The sequence below is a fragment of the Ruegeria lacuscaerulensis genome, assembly GCF_013033355.1.
Classification (GTDB): domain Bacteria; phylum Pseudomonadota; class Alphaproteobacteria; order Rhodobacterales; family Rhodobacteraceae; genus Ruegeria; species Ruegeria lacuscaerulensis_A.
Map to the genome: position 1 here is coordinate 188,780 of NZ_WQDY01000001.1, position 14,802 is coordinate 203,581.

At 58.8% G+C, this 14,802-nt stretch carries 15 protein-coding genes; 8 read left to right on the forward strand and 7 right to left on the reverse strand.

The genetic code is table 11. The annotated features are described in order from the left end of the window. Positions 1 to 8: 8 nt before the first annotated feature. The 4 genes from GOW48_RS00925 (at position 9) to glmM (ending at position 4,775) form a co-directional block, all read left to right on the forward strand. Positions 9 to 1,379, forward strand: coding sequence for a multicopper oxidase family protein (locus GOW48_RS00925; RefSeq protein ID WP_170750647.1), 1,371 nt, complete (start codon positions 9 to 11; stop codon positions 1,377 to 1,379). Between the two features lie 101 nt (positions 1,380 to 1,480). Beyond that, positions 1,481 to 2,401, forward strand: coding sequence for a dihydroneopterin aldolase (locus tag GOW48_RS00930; RefSeq protein WP_170750649.1), 921 nt, complete (start codon positions 1,481 to 1,483; stop codon positions 2,399 to 2,401). Next, positions 2,398 to 3,396, forward strand: coding sequence for a dihydropteroate synthase (gene folP / locus GOW48_RS00935; RefSeq protein WP_170750651.1), 999 nt, complete (start codon positions 2,398 to 2,400; stop codon positions 3,394 to 3,396). The genes GOW48_RS00930 and folP overlap by 4 nt, the downstream gene beginning before the upstream one ends. Before the next feature lie 35 nt (positions 3,397 to 3,431). Next, complete coding sequence (gene glmM, locus GOW48_RS00940; RefSeq protein WP_170750653.1) at positions 3,432 to 4,775, forward strand: phosphoglucosamine mutase; 1,344 nt, start codon at positions 3,432 to 3,434, stop codon at positions 4,773 to 4,775. Here the strand turns inward: glmM and GOW48_RS00945 are convergent. Then, a complete protein-coding gene (locus GOW48_RS00945; protein ID WP_170750655.1) occupies positions 4,772 to 5,674 on the reverse strand; it encodes a DMT family transporter in 903 nt (300 codons plus the stop codon). The two genes, glmM and GOW48_RS00945, sit on opposite strands and share 4 nt — an antisense overlap. Before the next feature lie 66 nt (positions 5,675 to 5,740). Next, complete coding sequence (ilvC, locus tag GOW48_RS00950; RefSeq protein WP_170352808.1) at positions 5,741 to 6,763, reverse strand: ketol-acid reductoisomerase; 1,023 nt, start codon at positions 6,761 to 6,763, stop codon at positions 5,741 to 5,743. Positions 6,764 to 6,896: 133 nt separating this feature from the next. Between ilvC and GOW48_RS00955 the strand changes: the two genes are divergently transcribed. Both GOW48_RS00955 and GOW48_RS00960 read left to right on the forward strand, forming a co-directional pair. Further along, entirely contained in the window at positions 6,897 to 7,352 is a 456-nt protein-coding gene (locus GOW48_RS00955) for an Lrp/AsnC family transcriptional regulator (RefSeq protein ID WP_170352809.1), read from the forward strand. Then, entirely contained in the window at positions 7,349 to 7,807 is a 459-nt protein-coding gene (locus tag GOW48_RS00960; RefSeq protein WP_170352810.1) for an Lrp/AsnC family transcriptional regulator, read from the forward strand. The genes GOW48_RS00955 and GOW48_RS00960 overlap by 4 nt, the downstream gene beginning before the upstream one ends. Here the strand turns inward: GOW48_RS00960 and GOW48_RS00965 are convergent, their stop codons facing one another. After that, positions 7,808 to 8,509, reverse strand: a complete 702-nt coding sequence (locus tag GOW48_RS00965) for a GntR family transcriptional regulator (RefSeq protein ID WP_170352811.1) — start codon at positions 8,507 to 8,509, stop codon at positions 7,808 to 7,810. Between the two features lie 230 nt (positions 8,510 to 8,739). Here GOW48_RS00965 and GOW48_RS00970 point away from each other — a divergent pair, with 230 nt between their 5' ends. Next, a complete protein-coding gene (locus tag GOW48_RS00970; protein WP_170750657.1) occupies positions 8,740 to 9,867 on the forward strand; it encodes an aminotransferase class V-fold PLP-dependent enzyme in 1,128 nt (375 codons plus the stop codon). 7 nt (positions 9,868 to 9,874) lie between these two features. On the opposite strand, the gene GOW48_RS00975 is transcribed toward GOW48_RS00970, so the two are convergent. From GOW48_RS00975 to GOW48_RS00985, 3 genes are all read right to left on the reverse strand, one after another. Beyond that, a complete protein-coding gene (locus tag GOW48_RS00975) occupies positions 9,875 to 11,071 on the reverse strand; it encodes a UbiH/UbiF family hydroxylase (protein ID WP_170750659.1) in 1,197 nt (398 codons plus the stop codon). A gap of 73 nt (positions 11,072 to 11,144) precedes the next feature. Beyond that, positions 11,145 to 11,393 carry a hypothetical protein gene (locus GOW48_RS00980; RefSeq protein WP_170352814.1) on the reverse strand — a complete coding sequence of 83 codons (249 nt, stop codon included), beginning with the start codon at positions 11,391 to 11,393 and terminating at the stop codon, positions 11,145 to 11,147. An 87-nt stretch (positions 11,394 to 11,480) separates the two neighbouring features. Further along, positions 11,481 to 12,125 (reverse strand): pyrimidine 5'-nucleotidase, encoded by a 645-nt coding sequence (locus tag GOW48_RS00985; protein ID WP_170750661.1) that lies wholly within the window; start codon positions 12,123 to 12,125, stop codon positions 11,481 to 11,483. Positions 12,126 to 12,226: 101 nt separating this feature from the next. On the opposite strand from GOW48_RS00985, the gene GOW48_RS00990 reads away from it, so the two are divergent. Beyond that, the gene (locus GOW48_RS00990) at positions 12,227 to 12,874 is read left to right on the forward strand and encodes a GntR family transcriptional regulator (protein ID WP_170352816.1); all 648 of its coding nucleotides are present in this window, start codon (positions 12,227 to 12,229) and stop codon (positions 12,872 to 12,874) included. A gap of 3 nt (positions 12,875 to 12,877) precedes the next feature. On the opposite strand, the gene GOW48_RS00995 is transcribed toward GOW48_RS00990, so the two are convergent. After that, positions 12,878 to 14,752: a glycosyltransferase gene (locus GOW48_RS00995; RefSeq protein WP_170750663.1), complete on the reverse strand. Its 1,875-nt coding sequence runs from the start codon at positions 14,750 to 14,752 to the stop codon at positions 12,878 to 12,880. Positions 14,753 to 14,802 lie beyond the last annotated feature (50 nt).

The following is a 14,802-nucleotide window of genomic DNA, read 5'->3' on the forward strand; positions in this document are numbered from 1 at the left end:
GGCACGCAATGTTTTTGAATCGTCGACAATTCCTGGGCGCGTCTGCCGCGCTATCTGCGTTTCCCAAAGTGGGTCTGGCCGCGTATCCTCAACTTGTGGCACGCGAAGCCGTGCAGCAGATCGCGCCGTCCGAGTTTCCGGAAACACCGGTTTGGAGCTTTGGCGGGACTGTACCGGGTACAGAAATCCGTGTGCCGCAGGGTGGGCGTGTGCAGCGCCAGCTTTCTAATGCTCTGCCTCAGGCCACGTCGGTTCACTGGCACGGCATTCGGATTGACAACGCGATGGACGGTGTGCCGGGCCTGACGCAGGACGTCATCGAGCCCGGATCCACGTTCGACTACGATTTCGCCGTGCCTGACGCCGGGACGTATTGGTATCATTCCCATAACCGCACAATCGAGCAGGTGGCGCGTGGACTTTATGGCCCGCTGATCATCGAGGAATCCGATAAACCCGACGTGGATCGTGATCTGACGCTGATGTTGGATGACTGGCGGCTGGACGCTGAAACAGCCCAGATCACCAATGATTTCGACAACGGGCACGATCTCAGCCATGCCGGACGATTGGGCAATATCGTTACGGTCAACGGTCAGTTCGACCCTTCGTATGAAGTCAGAGCTTCCGAGCGTCTGCGCCTGCGCCTGATCAATGCATCCAACGCCCGAATATTTGATCTGGGCATAGATGGGCTGACCGGTTGGATCGTGGCGCTAGACGGGATGCCGCTGGAAACTCCGCTGGAGATAACCGATCGTTTCCCACTGGGTCCGGCGCAACGGGCGGACATGATCGTGGACGTGCGTGCCTCCGCGTCCGAGGCCGCCAGCCTTGTGAGTTTTGAGCGGGACGGGGGCTTTGGCCTTGTGCGTTTTGATGTATCTGGCCCAGGCCGGGCGGTGCGAACCGGTATCGCGGCGCTACCACCCAATCCGCTGCCTGAAATCTCTGTCGAGGATACGCCTTTGCATAGGATGTCGATGCAAGGCGGCGCGATGCGTTGGTTAAGTTCAGCCAAACTGGGCGAGACCGAGTTGTCAGGGCAAGAACTGGCGCAGCTGGGTCGTTTCTGGGCACTGAACGGGTATGCCGAGCGCCCAAAGGATCCGTTTTTGGACGCGCGATTGGGCGAAACGCATCGGATTGAATTTGCCAACGAAACAGCCTTTCCTCATGCTATGCACATGCACGGTCATCACTTTCGCATCGTTCTGTCGGATGGCAGCCTTGGTCCGTGGCGCGATACGGTTCTTTTGGGGCGCGGGCAATCGCGCCAGGTTGTTCTGGTTGCAGACAATCCGGGCAGCTGGCTGTTGCATTGTCACATGCTGGGTCATGCCGCGTCGGGTATGATGAGTTGGTTCCGCGTGACCTGACGACGCATTCGATGGCTGGAAAGGCGTTTGTTGCGGTGCTATACGCGCCCGCAACGTCTAATTTGGGCAGATCAGTCCCAAAGCCCGAAAAGGTCCGACCTATGAGTTCTGAAATCCGCCTTGCCTTCGCGCATCCTTCGGAGCGTTCCGAGGCTACCGCGACCCGAGGTCCCTTGGATCGCATTTCGTTGCGGGATCATATTGTCGAGGTCGAGATCGGTGCCTTTCAGGCTGAACGCGGCACAACGCAGCGAGTTTGTTTTAACATTGTGGTTGAGGTGCGGCCACTGACAGACCCGATTGACGATGATGTTGACCGCATCTTGTCTTACGATCGTGTGACCGAGGCGATCGCCTTTGAACTGGCTGCTGAAAGGTTGAACCTTCTGGAAACACTGGCCGACCGGGTGGCAGAACGTATTTTGCTAGAGCCACAGGCTGTAAGGGCTTTTGTTCGCATCGAAAAACTGGATCGGGGTCCCGGTGCTTTGGGGGTCGAGATTGTGCGCGGCAAGGACGCAGTGCACCATGATGTGGTCGAAGAAGAACGCCCGCATCCCCGTCTGGTCTTTCTATCGAATGAGGCGATTGCGTCGGGCAACCTGACTGGATGGATCGATCAGTTGGAAAATCGTCAGCGCCCGCTGATCCTGTGTGTGGGTGCAGCTGACATGGCTGTTCCGCAAACGGGACATGCGATGACTCAACGCCGGATTGACTTGCTGGCGATCGAGCAAAACGCCTGGGTTCTGGCTGCACGGGATCACCGCTGCGTCGTCGTCTCGACGCGGACGGAATTGGATTGGGCAATGAAAAACGGGCAGATTTGCGTCTGGGCGCCGTCCAAGATTGTTCTGGATGCGGTTGACGGCCCTTCGGCTGCGCCATCGGACGCCGTGGCGCTGGCGGCTTGGTTTGCAGCGACGTTCGAAGCCAGTGAGATGTTGGTCATCGGTGGTGCGTTGCCGGGCGATCCTGAAACACCACTGCGAGCAATCTCTGTGGAGCAGGCGCAACTGTGACAACCTATTACCGTCCGCTGGTCCAGAACGGCGCGCGGCGTCCCGATGGCGCCGTGTCTTTGGCGGGGCAAGCGCTTTGGTTTACCCATGCGGAACGGCTGAGTCGCTCGGAATGCTCTTCCATTGTCGCGGCACAGGACATACCCGACGATATCCTGGAACCTCTGTCCCATCCTCGCGCGCCGATAGCGGGGTTGGACATGAATCGGGCTCAGATCATGGGTATCCTCAATGCCACTCCGGACAGTTTCTCGGACGGTGGGATGCATAACTCAGTCCAGTCTGCACGCCGTGCGGCCGAACAGATGGTCGCGCAGGATGCGACGATCCTGGACATTGGTGGCGAATCTACCCGGCCCGGGGCTGCTTTCGTCCCGGAAGATGAAGAGATCGCCCGGACGGAGCCTCTGATCCAAGCGATCCGAGAACAAACGCAGGCACTGATCTCGATAGACACGCGCAAAGCGAGCGTTGCCAAAGCGGCGTGGCGGGCAGGCGCGGGGCTGATCAACGATGTCTCGGGCTTTACCTTCGATCCAGATCTGGCCCCGTTTTGTGCGCGGGTTGGCGCGCCGGTCTGTGTCATGCATATGCAGGGCGATCCCGCCACGATGCAGGATGAACCACGCTATGATGACGTGCTGCTGGACGTGTATGATTTTTTGGGCCAGCAGGTACAGAACCTCGAAGTCCTCGGGCTGCGTCGAGACCAAATCATTGTCGATCCCGGCATTGGTTTTGGTAAGACTGAGGCCCATAACCTGACGCTGCTGCGCAATCTCAGCCTGTTTCACGGGTTGGGCTGTCCGATACTACTGGGCGTATCGCGCAAGGGGTTCATCGGACAGATCGGCAAAGAGACGCGCAAGGACGCCCGTGCGCCGGGTTCGATTGCAGTCGGGTTGGCCGGTCTGGCACAAGGGGTGCAGATCCTGCGGGTTCACGACGTGGCTGAGACCGCTCAGGCCTTGCGTCTGTGGGCTGCCGTCCGGTAATCCGGTCGCAGGCAAGAAACGACGGAGACATATCAATGCGCAAGCTGTTCGGAACCGATGGGGTGCGGGGCACTGCCAATACTCATCCGATCACGGCCGAAATGGCCCTGCGCATTGGCGCAGCCGTAGGTCGGTATTTCCGTCGTGACCAGTCTGGCGCACATCGCGTCGTGATCGGCAAGGACACGCGTCTGTCAGGCTATATGCTGGAAAACGCGCTAACGGCGGGGCTGACTTCGACCGGTATGAACGTTTTGCTGCTTGGGCCGGTTCCGACCCCTGCGGTCGGGTTGATGACCCGGTCGATGCGGGCGGATCTGGGCGTGATGATCTCGGCCAGCCACAACCCGGCCGAAGACAACGGGATCAAGTTTTTTGGCCCCGATGGGTTCAAGCTATCGGATCAGGCCGAGATTGAGATCGAGCGTCTGATTGAAGAAGGTGTCAAACCTGCGCAAGCCCAGAACATTGGTCGTGCGCGCCGCGTTGATGATGCCCGCTTTCGATATGGCGAGCGGGTAAAGTCCTCTCTGTCCCGCGATCTGCGGCTGGACGGCCTCAAAGTGGTGGTCGATTGCGCCAATGGTGCGGCACACCGAACAGCCCCCGAAGTGTTATGGGAATTGGGGGCAGACGTCATCCCTGTCGGGATTGCGCCAAACGGAAAGAACATCAACTTGAATTGCGGCTCGACCAAACCCCAGTTGGCGGCCGAGACTGTGGTGGCCCATGGCGCGGATGTCGGCATCTGTCTGGACGGCGACGCGGACCGTGTGGTGATGGTTGACGAACATGGCAAGGTGGCCGACGGCGACCAGTTGATGGCGCTGCTTGCTGGCAGTTGGGCAAAGGCGGGACGCTTGCAGGGCGGAGCGCTGGTTGCGACGGTTATGTCGAATCTGGGGCTGGAACGGCACTTGACCGCGTTGGGTCTGCGCCTTGAACGAACGGCGGTCGGCGACCGCTATGTTGTTGAGAGGATGCGTGAAGGCGGCTTCAACTTGGGCGGAGAACAATCGGGCCACATCGTCATGAGCGACTATGCCACCACGGGCGACGGGCTGATGGCCGGGCTGCATTTCCTGGCCGAGATGGTGCATTCGGGCCGTAAAGCTTCTGAATTGGCCGTACAGTTCGAGACGGTTCCGCAGCTGCTGAAGAATGTGCGCTATGGTGAAGGTCAAACTCCGCTGGAAGTCGCCAGCGTGCAGGCTGCCATTGCTGATGCCGAGGCGCGGCTCAACGGACAGGGCCGTTTGCTGATCCGTAAATCGGGGACGGAACCCTTGATCCGTGTGATGGCCGAGTGCGAGGATGACGCGCTTCTGGCGCAGGTCGTCGACGGCATCGTGGCCGAGGTCGAGGCTGTGGCTGGTTAACGCCCGATCAGCATCCGGCGCAGGCTGAACCATTGGCTGATGGCCAACCCGGTGAGGATCATGGCCAGCGCTATGAAGAATCTCAGTGGCAACGCCTCGGACAGAATCCACGCACCAAAGACCATCGACCAAATGGGCACCTGATAGTTGACCAGCGTCAGGAACACTGACCCCGCGCTGCGGATGATGGACACGCGTAAAAGGGTGGCAAAGGCGGTGGGTAGCAGACCAAGTGCGATGATTGCCAGGCCAGGGCGCGTGCCCTGCCATTGCGGGACGCCCTCGGTCAGTAGCATGACGGGCAACAATAAAACCGCCCCGACCATCAGCGACAACGCCGCCAACGCGACCGGATCAATCGGTGGACAACGTCGGGTGAAGATCGACGCGCAGGAATAGCAGAGTGCTGCCCCGATACAGGCCAGTTGCGCTAGGGGTTCGGCCCCTTGTCCGATCTGCGCCAGACCTGGGCCGATCAGCACCAAAGCCCCGGAAAAACCCAGCGATACGCCCAGAAATCTGCGCAGATTTAACGGCTCGTCCGAGAAGAAATGCGCCAGTGGCAATACCATTAGCGGGATCGCTGCCATCGACAGCCCTGCAAAGGCCGAAGGTACATATTGCTGCCCCCAACTCAGCAGCAGAAAGGGCAACGCGGTCGATAACAGGCCGATGATCGCAATAAAGAACCACAGCCTGGCATCGCCCGCAGGCAGTTTGCGACCGGTCAAAGCCATCATTGCCAACAAAGTGACTGCCCCCAAAGTGGTTCGCGCGGTTGCAACCGTGACGGGGCCGTACCCTTCCAACGCCATAGACACGACCATGAAGGTGCCACCCCATATCAGGCCAAGTGCGATGACGCCGCTCCAGTCGCGGGATGTGGGTTGATCGACCATGCGCGGCCTCCGATTGGGACAAAAAAGGCGACCCGAAGGCCGCCCTTTCGCGTGATCCCGTGGGGATCAGTTCTTTTCTTTGTCGACCATTTTGCCGGCCGAGATCCAGGGCATCATAGCGCGCAGTTTTGCACCGGTTTCCTCGATCATATGCTCGTCATTGGCGCGGCGCGACGCTTTGATGGTCGGCTGGCCTACGGCGTTTTCCAGCATGAAGTCGCGAACGAATTTACCCTGTTGGATGTCGTTCAGAACTTCTTTCATACGCGCTTTGGTCTCGTCGTATTTCAGGATACGCGGGCCGGTGACGTACTGGCCGTACTCAGCCGTGTTCGAGATCGAGTAATCCATGTTCGCGATGCCGCCTTCATAGATCAGGTCCACGATCAGCTTCACTTCGTGCAGACACTCGAAATAGGCCATCTCAGGCGCGTAACCGGCTTCGACCAGAGTTTCAAAACCGCAGCGGATCAGTTCGACCAGACCACCGCACAGAACGGCCTGCTCACCGAACAGGTCGGTTTCGCATTCCTCGCGGAAGTTGGTCTCGATGATGCCCGAGCGACCGCCGCCGATGGCGGAGCAATAGGACAGACCGATTTCCAGCGCCTTGCCGGTTTCGTCTTTGTCGACGGCTACCAGACAGGGCACGCCGCCGCCTTTGACGTATTCGCCGCGCACGGTGTGGCCGGGCCCTTTGGGGGCCATCATGATGACGTCGACGCCTTCCTTCGGCTCAATCAGTCCAAAGTGGACGTTCAGGCCGTGGGCGAACGCGATGGCCGCGCCGGGCTTGATGTTGTCATGCACGTATTTCTTGTAGGTTTCGGCCTGCAGTTCATCGGGCATGGTGAACATGATCAGGTCACACCAGGCGGCGGCTTCGGCGATACCCATTACGGTCAGACCTTCGGCTTCGGCTTTCTTGGCCGAGGCCGAGCCTTCGCGCAGCGCCACAACAAGGTTCTTCGCACCCGAGTCGCGCAGGTTCAGCGCGTGGGCGTGGCCCTGCGAGCCATAGCCCAGGATTGCCACTTTCTTGTCTTTGATCAGGTTGATGTCGCAATCGCGATCGTAATAGACGCGCATGTCGCCGGTCCTTTCTGTTTTCGATTGCGGATGGTTCTACTGGCTTGCGATGGGGAATGCGATGGCATTTTTCTTGAAATTCGCACACTCAGATGAGAAATTATTCGTAATCAGTCAGAAAATGGAAAAAATCATGCTCGACGATATTGACCGGCGTCTTCTGCGTCACTTGCAGGCGGACCCCAGTCTGGCGACTTCGGAATTGGCCGAGCGAAGCCGGATCAGCGCCAGCCTCTGCTGGCGACGTCTGGAAAAAATGCACGAGGCTGGGATAATTCAAGGGCAAGAGGCCGTGATCGACTGGGCCGCGCTTGGATATGCAGTTGAAGTGTCTTTGCGGGTTACTCTGGACAAGACGCAATCCCGCGCCTTTGATGAATTCACTGCGGCAGCGCGAGGTGTGGCAGAGGTCATCGAGATACAGACCTTTCTGGGGCGCGTCGATGTACGGCTCTCGGTTCTGGCACGGGACATGTCGCATTACCAGCAGGTCTATCGGGAACAGATTCTGACGCTGCCGCACATCGCGGATATCGAAGCGCTGATGCATATAGCGCGCGTCAAAAGTGATCTGGTGTTGCCGGTATGATTGAACTGGACGAACTTGACCGCAAAATCCTACGGGCACTGGTGCAGGATGCCGGTCAGAGCGCCGGAGCCCTGGGGCGAAAGCTGGGTCTTTCTCAACCAGCGACGTGGCGCCGCATTAGACGACTGGAGCAGGCCGGTGTGATCAAGGGGCGTCGGCTACGCCTGAACGCCGAAGCCCTTGGGTTCGGGGTTACGGTTTTTCTTGGGGTAAAGCTGGCTCGGAAAGGGCAAATCAGCTTGGAAGATTTCGAACGTGCCGTCAGCGCCATCCCCGAAGTGCAAACGGTCGAGCACGTGCTGGGGCTTTACGACTATCGCCTTCGAGTTGTCGCGCGCGATCTTGCCGATTTCGAACGCGTGCTGCGTCGCCGGATCATGACACTGCCGGGCGCCGGGGATGTCGAGGCCAACGTTCTGCTCAGCGAAGAAAGGTTGCCGGGTCCAATTGGCTGATCAGTATTTGGTTCGGATGCAATAGCCGGGATGATGCGTCATGCGCGCAAAAGTCATCGGTTGGCCATCTCGCCATGTCGTACGCTCAAGCTGTATCATTGACGCCCCGGTCGTGGTCCCCATGAATTCGGCAAGGCGACCATCCGCCGAGACGGCGCAAAAGGCGACCTCGGCCTCGGTAAACGGGGCGGCCTTCAACAGCCATTCATGCGGGCCATGCTCATTCAGGTCTGCAAACTCGACCTCTGGTACCGCGGCGATATTGATCCAGCGTTCCTCTAGCTGAAAGGGACGGTTGTCGGCGTAATGCATACAGATCACGTGCAGAACGCGTGCATCGTGAGCCACGCTCATTTGCGATGCCAGCCAACCCGGGCTATCGACCACGTTTCGTTCTACCAGCGAATACCTGTAAGTGGAGTTTTGTCTTTCGACCGTTTGGCGGGCCAGTGAAAACTCCAGTTTGGCATGTTTGCTGGGTTCTTTCTTAACCCGCGTTCCGCTTTTGCGCTTGCGTTCCACAAAGCCTTGATCGGCCAGTTCTCGCAACGCGCGGTTGACGGTCGCGCGCGCGCAGTTGAATTCCTCGGCAAGCTGCGTTTCGGTGGGCAGCAACGCTCCCTGCGGCCAGATGCGGGTTTCTATCCTCCGCTTCACCTCGTCCCGAACAACTTGAAAACTGATCCGCTTAGGCGCCGTCACGTTAGGAAATACCTTTCTTCCGTAAAGTGAATGTATCTGGCCAGAAACACGTATGAGTGTAAAGAGCTGGTGACACTAATTGGCGTCATTTATTGACCTATTGCCACCCAAAAAAGTAAATTTTTTGTTGAAGTTACTGGGTTCCCTTGGGTCAATTTTGAAGGTTACATTGCCGCTGATCCGAACTGGCCCAACTGGTTGGTCAGCTGGTTTATTTGAAAGGAACACTCATGGCAGCGCTTTTGGACACAGTTGACCCAGATGGGTTTGAAGAGTTTTCAGTGGTATTCACCGATCGTTCGCTGAACCATATGTCGGCTAAGTTTCAACGGGTCATGCTGGATATTTCTGACATGCTGAGGAACGTCTACAATGCAGATGGTGTGGCTGTCATACCCGGCGGCGGCACCTATGGGATGGAGGCTGTCGCGCGGCAGTTTGCCCGCAACGCCAATGTGGTCGTCGTACGTAACGGCTGGTTCTCGTATCGCTGGAGCCAGATCATCGAGGCCGGAGGGTTGACGGCTTCGGCCACCGTGCTCAAGGCGCGGCAAACCGGGAATTCCACCCCATCCCCTTTCGCACCTGCACCCATAGACGAGGTTGTGGCGACCATTCGTGATCAACGCCCGGATGTGGTTTTTGCCCCGCATGTGGAAACCTCGGCGGGGGTTATTTTGCCGGACGATTATGTGAAGGCCATGGCTGAGGCGGCGCATGAGGTCGGTGCTTTGATGGTGCTTGATTGCATCGCTTCTGGGTGTGCTTGGGTCGATATGAAAGCGACGGGCGTGGATGTATTGATCTCGGCTCCGCAAAAAGGATGGAGCGCGTCGCCCTGTGCGGGTCTGGTCATGCTGTCCGAGCGCGCCGAGGCGCGACTGGAGGAAACAAGTTCTGACAGTTTTGCCGTGGACCTGAAGAAATGGCGGCAGATCATGCAAGCGTACGAGGCGGGCGGGCACGCCTATCACGCCACCATGCCCACCGATGCGCTGAAGGAATTCCGCGACACGATGGTCGAGACCCGCGACTATGGGTTTGAAAAACTGCGCGAGGCTCAGTGGGCACTAGGAAATGGTGTTCGGGCGATGCTGAAGGACAAGGGCATTGTCTCGGTCGCGGCTGATGGGTTCGGAGCGCCGGGCGTTGTTGTCAGCTACACTGACGATGCCGAAGTGCAGAACGGCAAGAAATTTGCGGCTTTGGGGATGCAGATTGCGGCGGGCGTGCCCCTGCAGTGTGATGAGCCCGAGGGGTTCAGTACTTTCCGTCTGGGCTTGTTCGGGCTGGACAAGCTCTATGATGTGGATGGCACGATCGCGCGTTTGAAGCGGGTGCTGGATCAGGTGATCTAGGTGCTGATCAGCGCACGCCCAGGCCCATCTGCATAAGCGTCTTGCGCACCGGCGGCAGGGAATAAAGCGCATTCAACCCCATCGCCCGCGCATCACGCAGCGGTCTTGCCTCGATCATCGAGGCGCGGTTAAGTAGATCGATGCCTTTAACACGCATCTCTATCTCGGCGTGGCGGGACTTGTGATAGGCGTCCAGCATCTGCGCGTCGCCCAGCCCCTCGGGGCGGGCTGTCGCGAGATCCAACAGGCTGCGCAGATCACCCAGTGACATGTTCAATCCTTGCGCGCCGATGGGTGGCACCACATGGGCGGCCTCGGCCATCAGGGCGATGCGTTCGCCCGACAGACGCTCGGCCGATTGGCTGATGATCGGCCAGATCGTCCGGCGCGAAGCCAGTTTCAACTGCCCGAACAATCCGCACGAACGCTCGGTCATCAGCGCCTCGAACGCGTCGGGATCAGAGTTCAGTAATTCAACTGCGCGCGGCCCACGCTCCATCCACACAATCGCTGACGAAGGCTGACCCTGCCAGTCGGGCAGGGGGACTAGCGTGAACGGCCCGCCCGAGCGGTGGATCTCGGTCGAGACATTTTCGTGCGGGACTGGATGCGTGACGGCAAAGGCCAGCGCCTTTTGGCCATAGCGGGTGGTGTGGACACCGATCCCCGCCGCCTCGCGCATGGGGGAGCTGCGCCCGTCTGCGGCGACCACCAGCTTGCATCGGATGCGGCTGCCGTCGCTCAGGCCCACGCGCGCCTCATTGGTGCGAGTGAACAGGCTGACCGTGCCAGTGCCGGGACGGAAATCCACGTTGGGCAGTTCGGCCAAACGCGCCACCATCTCGCGCCGCAGCAACCAGTTGGGCAGGTTCCACCCGAAGGGCTGGTCGGAGATATCGGCGGCGTTGAAATCACGCACGACGCGAGGTTCGGGCAAATCTCCGCCCGCGTCCACGATGCGCATGATCTGCAGCGGGGCTGCATGCTCGTCCAGCCGCGCCCAAAGCCCGCATTGATCCAAAAGCCCGTGCGCCGGTTGCAGAAAGGCCGTGGTCCGCATGTCGGAGCCATCCACATCGCGTTCCGTCACCGGAGGGGTGGGGTCGACGCAGATCACGTCGAACCCGGCTGTTCCGAAAGCCGCCGCAGCGGTCAACCCGGCGATTCCGCCGCCGGAAATCAGGATGTCACAGCTATCTGTCATGGGCTTGGCCTCCGTTTGGGCAGAACCTAGTGCGGTTCCACGCGGGGTGCCAAGTGACATCCTGTCTCGTGTCTTACCCGCGTGAAATCAGGATGAGGATCAGGAACATCACCGGCACCATCATCACGGCAGGGATGTAGAGACCCGGCAGGCCGAATAGCAGGATGGAACACCCCCACATGCTGAAGATCGCCAGGGCTGTATAACCCCAATCGTCGCCGTCGCTCTGGGCGACGTCCTTGGCCATCCAGCCAAACAGGGGAATTGCAAACAACAGGCGCTGCCAGATGGGCAGGCGCCGAGGGGCCTCGATCGCGCTCATGGGTTTCTCCGATTCTGTTCGTCGCTGAGGCGCATATAGGGGCGATGCTGCACCCGCGAAATACACAGATGGTCGCAGTGTGACAGCCTATCGCAGGCGGGCCAGAAATGACGTCAGGTCGTCGGTGTGGTGGTGGATGTGATCGGCCCTGTGCGGCTCGGGCGCGACGTGGACAGTGCGCATTCCCATCGCGTGCGGCGCGGCCAGATTGCGTGGGTCATCTTCGAACATGGCGGCTTGCTTGGCGTCGATTCCGTCTTGGGCAAAAATCGCCTCGAACGCGGCCTGTTCGGGTTTGGGGCGATAGCCCGCATGTTCTACCCCGTAGATCGCATCGAACAATCCGCTGAGGCCGCGCGCTGCCAAAACGCGCTCGGCATAAGGTGCGCTGCCGTTGGTATAGACGATCCGGCGGCCGGGCAGGGACCGAATGTGATCAGCCAGCTCGTCGTCGCGGTCCATATGGCTTAGGTCAACTTGATGAACCGCGTGCAGATAAGGGTCGGGGTCCAGATCATGCTCGGCCATCAACCCGGCCAGCGTGGTGCCGTATGCGCGCCAGTAGTGCGACCGCAGCCGATCCGCCTCAGCCCGGTCGACGCCGATGGCCTGCACCACGTAGTCGGTCATCAGCACCTCGATCTGATCGAACAGGCGCATGTGAGGCGGGTAAAGCGTATTGTCCAGATCGAACACCCATTGGGTGACGTGGGAAAAGGCGGGTTTGACCATGGGGTTGGGTTTAGGGCGTGGCGAGTTGGTTTTCAATGCCGCACTTGATCCGAAGGGCCGGAGGCGGATAGACATGTTCGAACCAGGAGATGAACCACCCGATGCCACAATCCAGACAGCCGTCCAAAGACGCCTATAGCCTGATACTCGAAGCGATTGATGTGGGCGTTTACAAGCCTGGCGACCGGCTGGTGGAAAGCGAGCTTGCCGAACGGTTTGGCGTGTCGCGCACCCCCATCCGTGAGGCATTGCAGCGGCTAGAGACGCAATCGCTATTGGAACGGGACGGGCGTTCACTGATCGTAGCTTCGCTGGACCATAACCAGATGGCTGAACTTTATGTGGTGCGACGCGAGTTGGAAGGGCTGGCCGCAAGCCTGGCCGCCAAGCATGCGACCGAAGAGGAAATCCGGGTACTACAGGATATGGTCGCCGCCGATGATGCGCTGGTCGATGATCCCACCGCACTGTCGCGCGCCAACCGTCGGTTTCATGAGCAGATCCATTTGGCCTCGCATAACCGCTATCTGGTGCAGCAGTTGGACCTGGTGCATCGCACTATGGCGTTGATGGCAACGACCTCGCTGGCTGTTCGCGGGCGCGGAGAGATTGCCCAAAGTGAACACAAGGCAATCGTCGAGGCTATCGCTGCACGCGACGAAGAGGCTGCCGCACGCGCGTTGAAAGAACATATCTCGGTCGCCTTCATGACTCGTCTGAAACAGGATGCCGTTCGGCGCGAAGCCTAAGCGTCAGGGCAGTTTCACGTCTTCTCCTGCCTGTCCGTGCTGTGTTTTGTCCCAGAAGAAAGGATTGTTGACCAACTCCCGCAAGGCTTTGTAGGCCGCCAGAACGCCCAGCGGAAAATACAAGGGCATGGTGGGAACCCAGGGCAGCAGAAAACGTCTTTCCTTGGCTGCTACAGCCAGAATTCCGACGACCAGATTGGTGATCTCGGCGGCGACGAAAAGACAAATAAGACCGAAAATGACATTGTTTGACAGGATCTGATCCAGCGGGCCGGGCTGACCCAGGGTTGTCAGCCAGAACAACCACAGGACCGGGGCTAGTAGAAACTGTCCGACTGTACCCAGAAAGAACGCCTGCACGCCCAGAAACCGTTTTAAACCCAGATCTTTGAGCAGGCGCAACGGCGCGCGCATGTGCACAAGATAAGTGACCATGAACCCCTTGAGCCAACGCGACCTTTGCTTGACCCAGGGCCAGGCGCGGAAATTCGCTTCTTCAAACGTGGTGGTGTCGACCATCTCGGTCCGGTATCCAGCGCGGCTGAGCCTTACTCCAAGGTCGGCATCCTCGGTGACGTTGTGTGCGTCCCACCCACCCAGTTCGACCAGCTTGTCGCGTCGAAAGAAAAAGGTTGTGCCCCCCAACGGAACGACCAGACCCATACGGGCAATCCCTGGCAATATGACGCGGAACCAACTGCTGTATTCGATCGTAAAACAGCGCGAGCGCCAGTTTGTTCTGGGATTATAATAATCCAGTACGCCCTGAAGGCAGACTACGTCCTCGTCCATGCGCGCGAATGTGGAAACGACGCGTTCAAGTTGATCGGGCTGCGGTGCATCTTCGGCGTCCCAAACCCCTAGGATTTCACCTCTGCAAAAATCCAGCGCGTAGTTCATGGCGCGAGGCTTTGTCGTCAGCCCGTTCAACGCGGGGACTTCAACTATCCGGATCCAACTGGGCAGGTCGACACTGGAAAGCGCAGTACGCGTGACCTCGTCGGATTCCTCTAGCACAAGAATGACGTCCAGCAGCGCTTTGGGATAGGTCAGGCGATGCAACCGTTTGATCAGAGCGTTAGCGATTTCGCGCTCCTTGTACAGAGGGACTAGGATCGATACGCAAGGCCGTTTGCCAACTGACGTATGTTTGTCGTCAATGTCGTGGTCGTTTTGAGGTTTCGTTAGAAAGGCTATCAATCCCGCGACGCGAAGCACCATGAACAAGATTAGCGAGAGCGTCGCTAAGGTGACTAGAAGTGCTAATCCACTAGCGGGGAAGACTGCGAACAGGAACGCAATGGTGATCACGCCGACAACAGGTCTCATCCGCGCGTTTAGCGTCCATGAACGGCAGCTTTGTTCAGCGGGGACACGAACCTCTGCGGCTTGTGCAAGGTGGCTTGAATGTACACGAGCGATTTCCCGGTCAATGTGTTCGGCCGGCGCTAGGACAGGTATTACGGTGTAATCTGTGTTTTTGAATGCAGCGCGTACCGTATCAAAATGGTCGGGCCGAGATGTCGCTATCAAAAGGATCGGACCAACGTGTTTCCATGGGACGACATTGTTCTGTAGCCAGAAATCCACGGGTTTCAGGCGGCACGCGTCACTTTCCGCGGGAAAAAGATTCAAATCCGCGATTTGCAGCCCGGACTGTTCCGCCAGTGCATGTAGGACATCCTGCCTGTCCACCCAACCTTCGCCAACCAGTATTTCGCCCAGTGGAGCGTTCTGCCGGGTCTGAAGGTGCAACGCTTTTTCCAACTGATTGTGGGTAATCAACCCACGATCCAACAGGCAGGCGCCCAAGGGTTTCCTGACCTTTGGCGGTATCGGTCTTGCCCGCGCAAAATGCTGCCGGTTCAGTACGACCATGAAAAAACCCTGACACGTTTGACCGTTGTCAGGGTTCATCTATTAAGGTT

Bases quoted from the DNA above. Each gene is read 5' to 3' on its own strand.
- GOW48_RS00980 (WP_170352814.1), bottom strand. From the start codon at position 11,393: ATGAGCGCGATCGAGGCCCCTCGGCGCCTGCCCATCTGGCAGCGCCTG.
- glmM (WP_170750653.1), top strand. From the start codon at position 3,432: ATGCGCAAGCTGTTCGGAACCGATGGGGTGCGGGGCACTGCCAATACT.
- GOW48_RS00960 (WP_170352810.1), top strand. From the start codon at position 7,349: ATGATTGAACTGGACGAACTTGACCGCAAAATCCTACGGGCACTGGTG.
- GOW48_RS00990 (WP_170352816.1), top strand. From the start codon at position 12,227: ATGCCACAATCCAGACAGCCGTCCAAAGACGCCTATAGCCTGATACTC.
- GOW48_RS00925 (WP_170750647.1), top strand. From the start codon at position 9: ATGTTTTTGAATCGTCGACAATTCCTGGGCGCGTCTGCCGCGCTATCT.
- GOW48_RS00975 (WP_170750659.1), bottom strand. From the start codon at position 11,071: ATGACAGATAGCTGTGACATCCTGATTTCCGGCGGCGGAATCGCCGGG.
- GOW48_RS00970 (WP_170750657.1), top strand. From the start codon at position 8,740: ATGGCAGCGCTTTTGGACACAGTTGACCCAGATGGGTTTGAAGAGTTT.
- GOW48_RS00945 (WP_170750655.1), bottom strand. From the start codon at position 5,674: ATGGTCGATCAACCCACATCCCGCGACTGGAGCGGCGTCATCGCACTT.
- GOW48_RS00955 (WP_170352809.1), top strand. From the start codon at position 6,897: ATGCTCGACGATATTGACCGGCGTCTTCTGCGTCACTTGCAGGCGGAC.
- GOW48_RS00930 (WP_170750649.1), top strand. From the start codon at position 1,481: ATGAGTTCTGAAATCCGCCTTGCCTTCGCGCATCCTTCGGAGCGTTCC.
- ilvC (WP_170352808.1), bottom strand. From the start codon at position 6,763: ATGCGCGTCTATTACGATCGCGATTGCGACATCAACCTGATCAAAGAC.
- GOW48_RS00995 (WP_170750663.1), bottom strand. From the start codon at position 14,752: ATGGTCGTACTGAACCGGCAGCATTTTGCGCGGGCAAGACCGATACCG.
- GOW48_RS00985 (WP_170750661.1), bottom strand. From the start codon at position 12,125: ATGGTCAAACCCGCCTTTTCCCACGTCACCCAATGGGTGTTCGATCTG.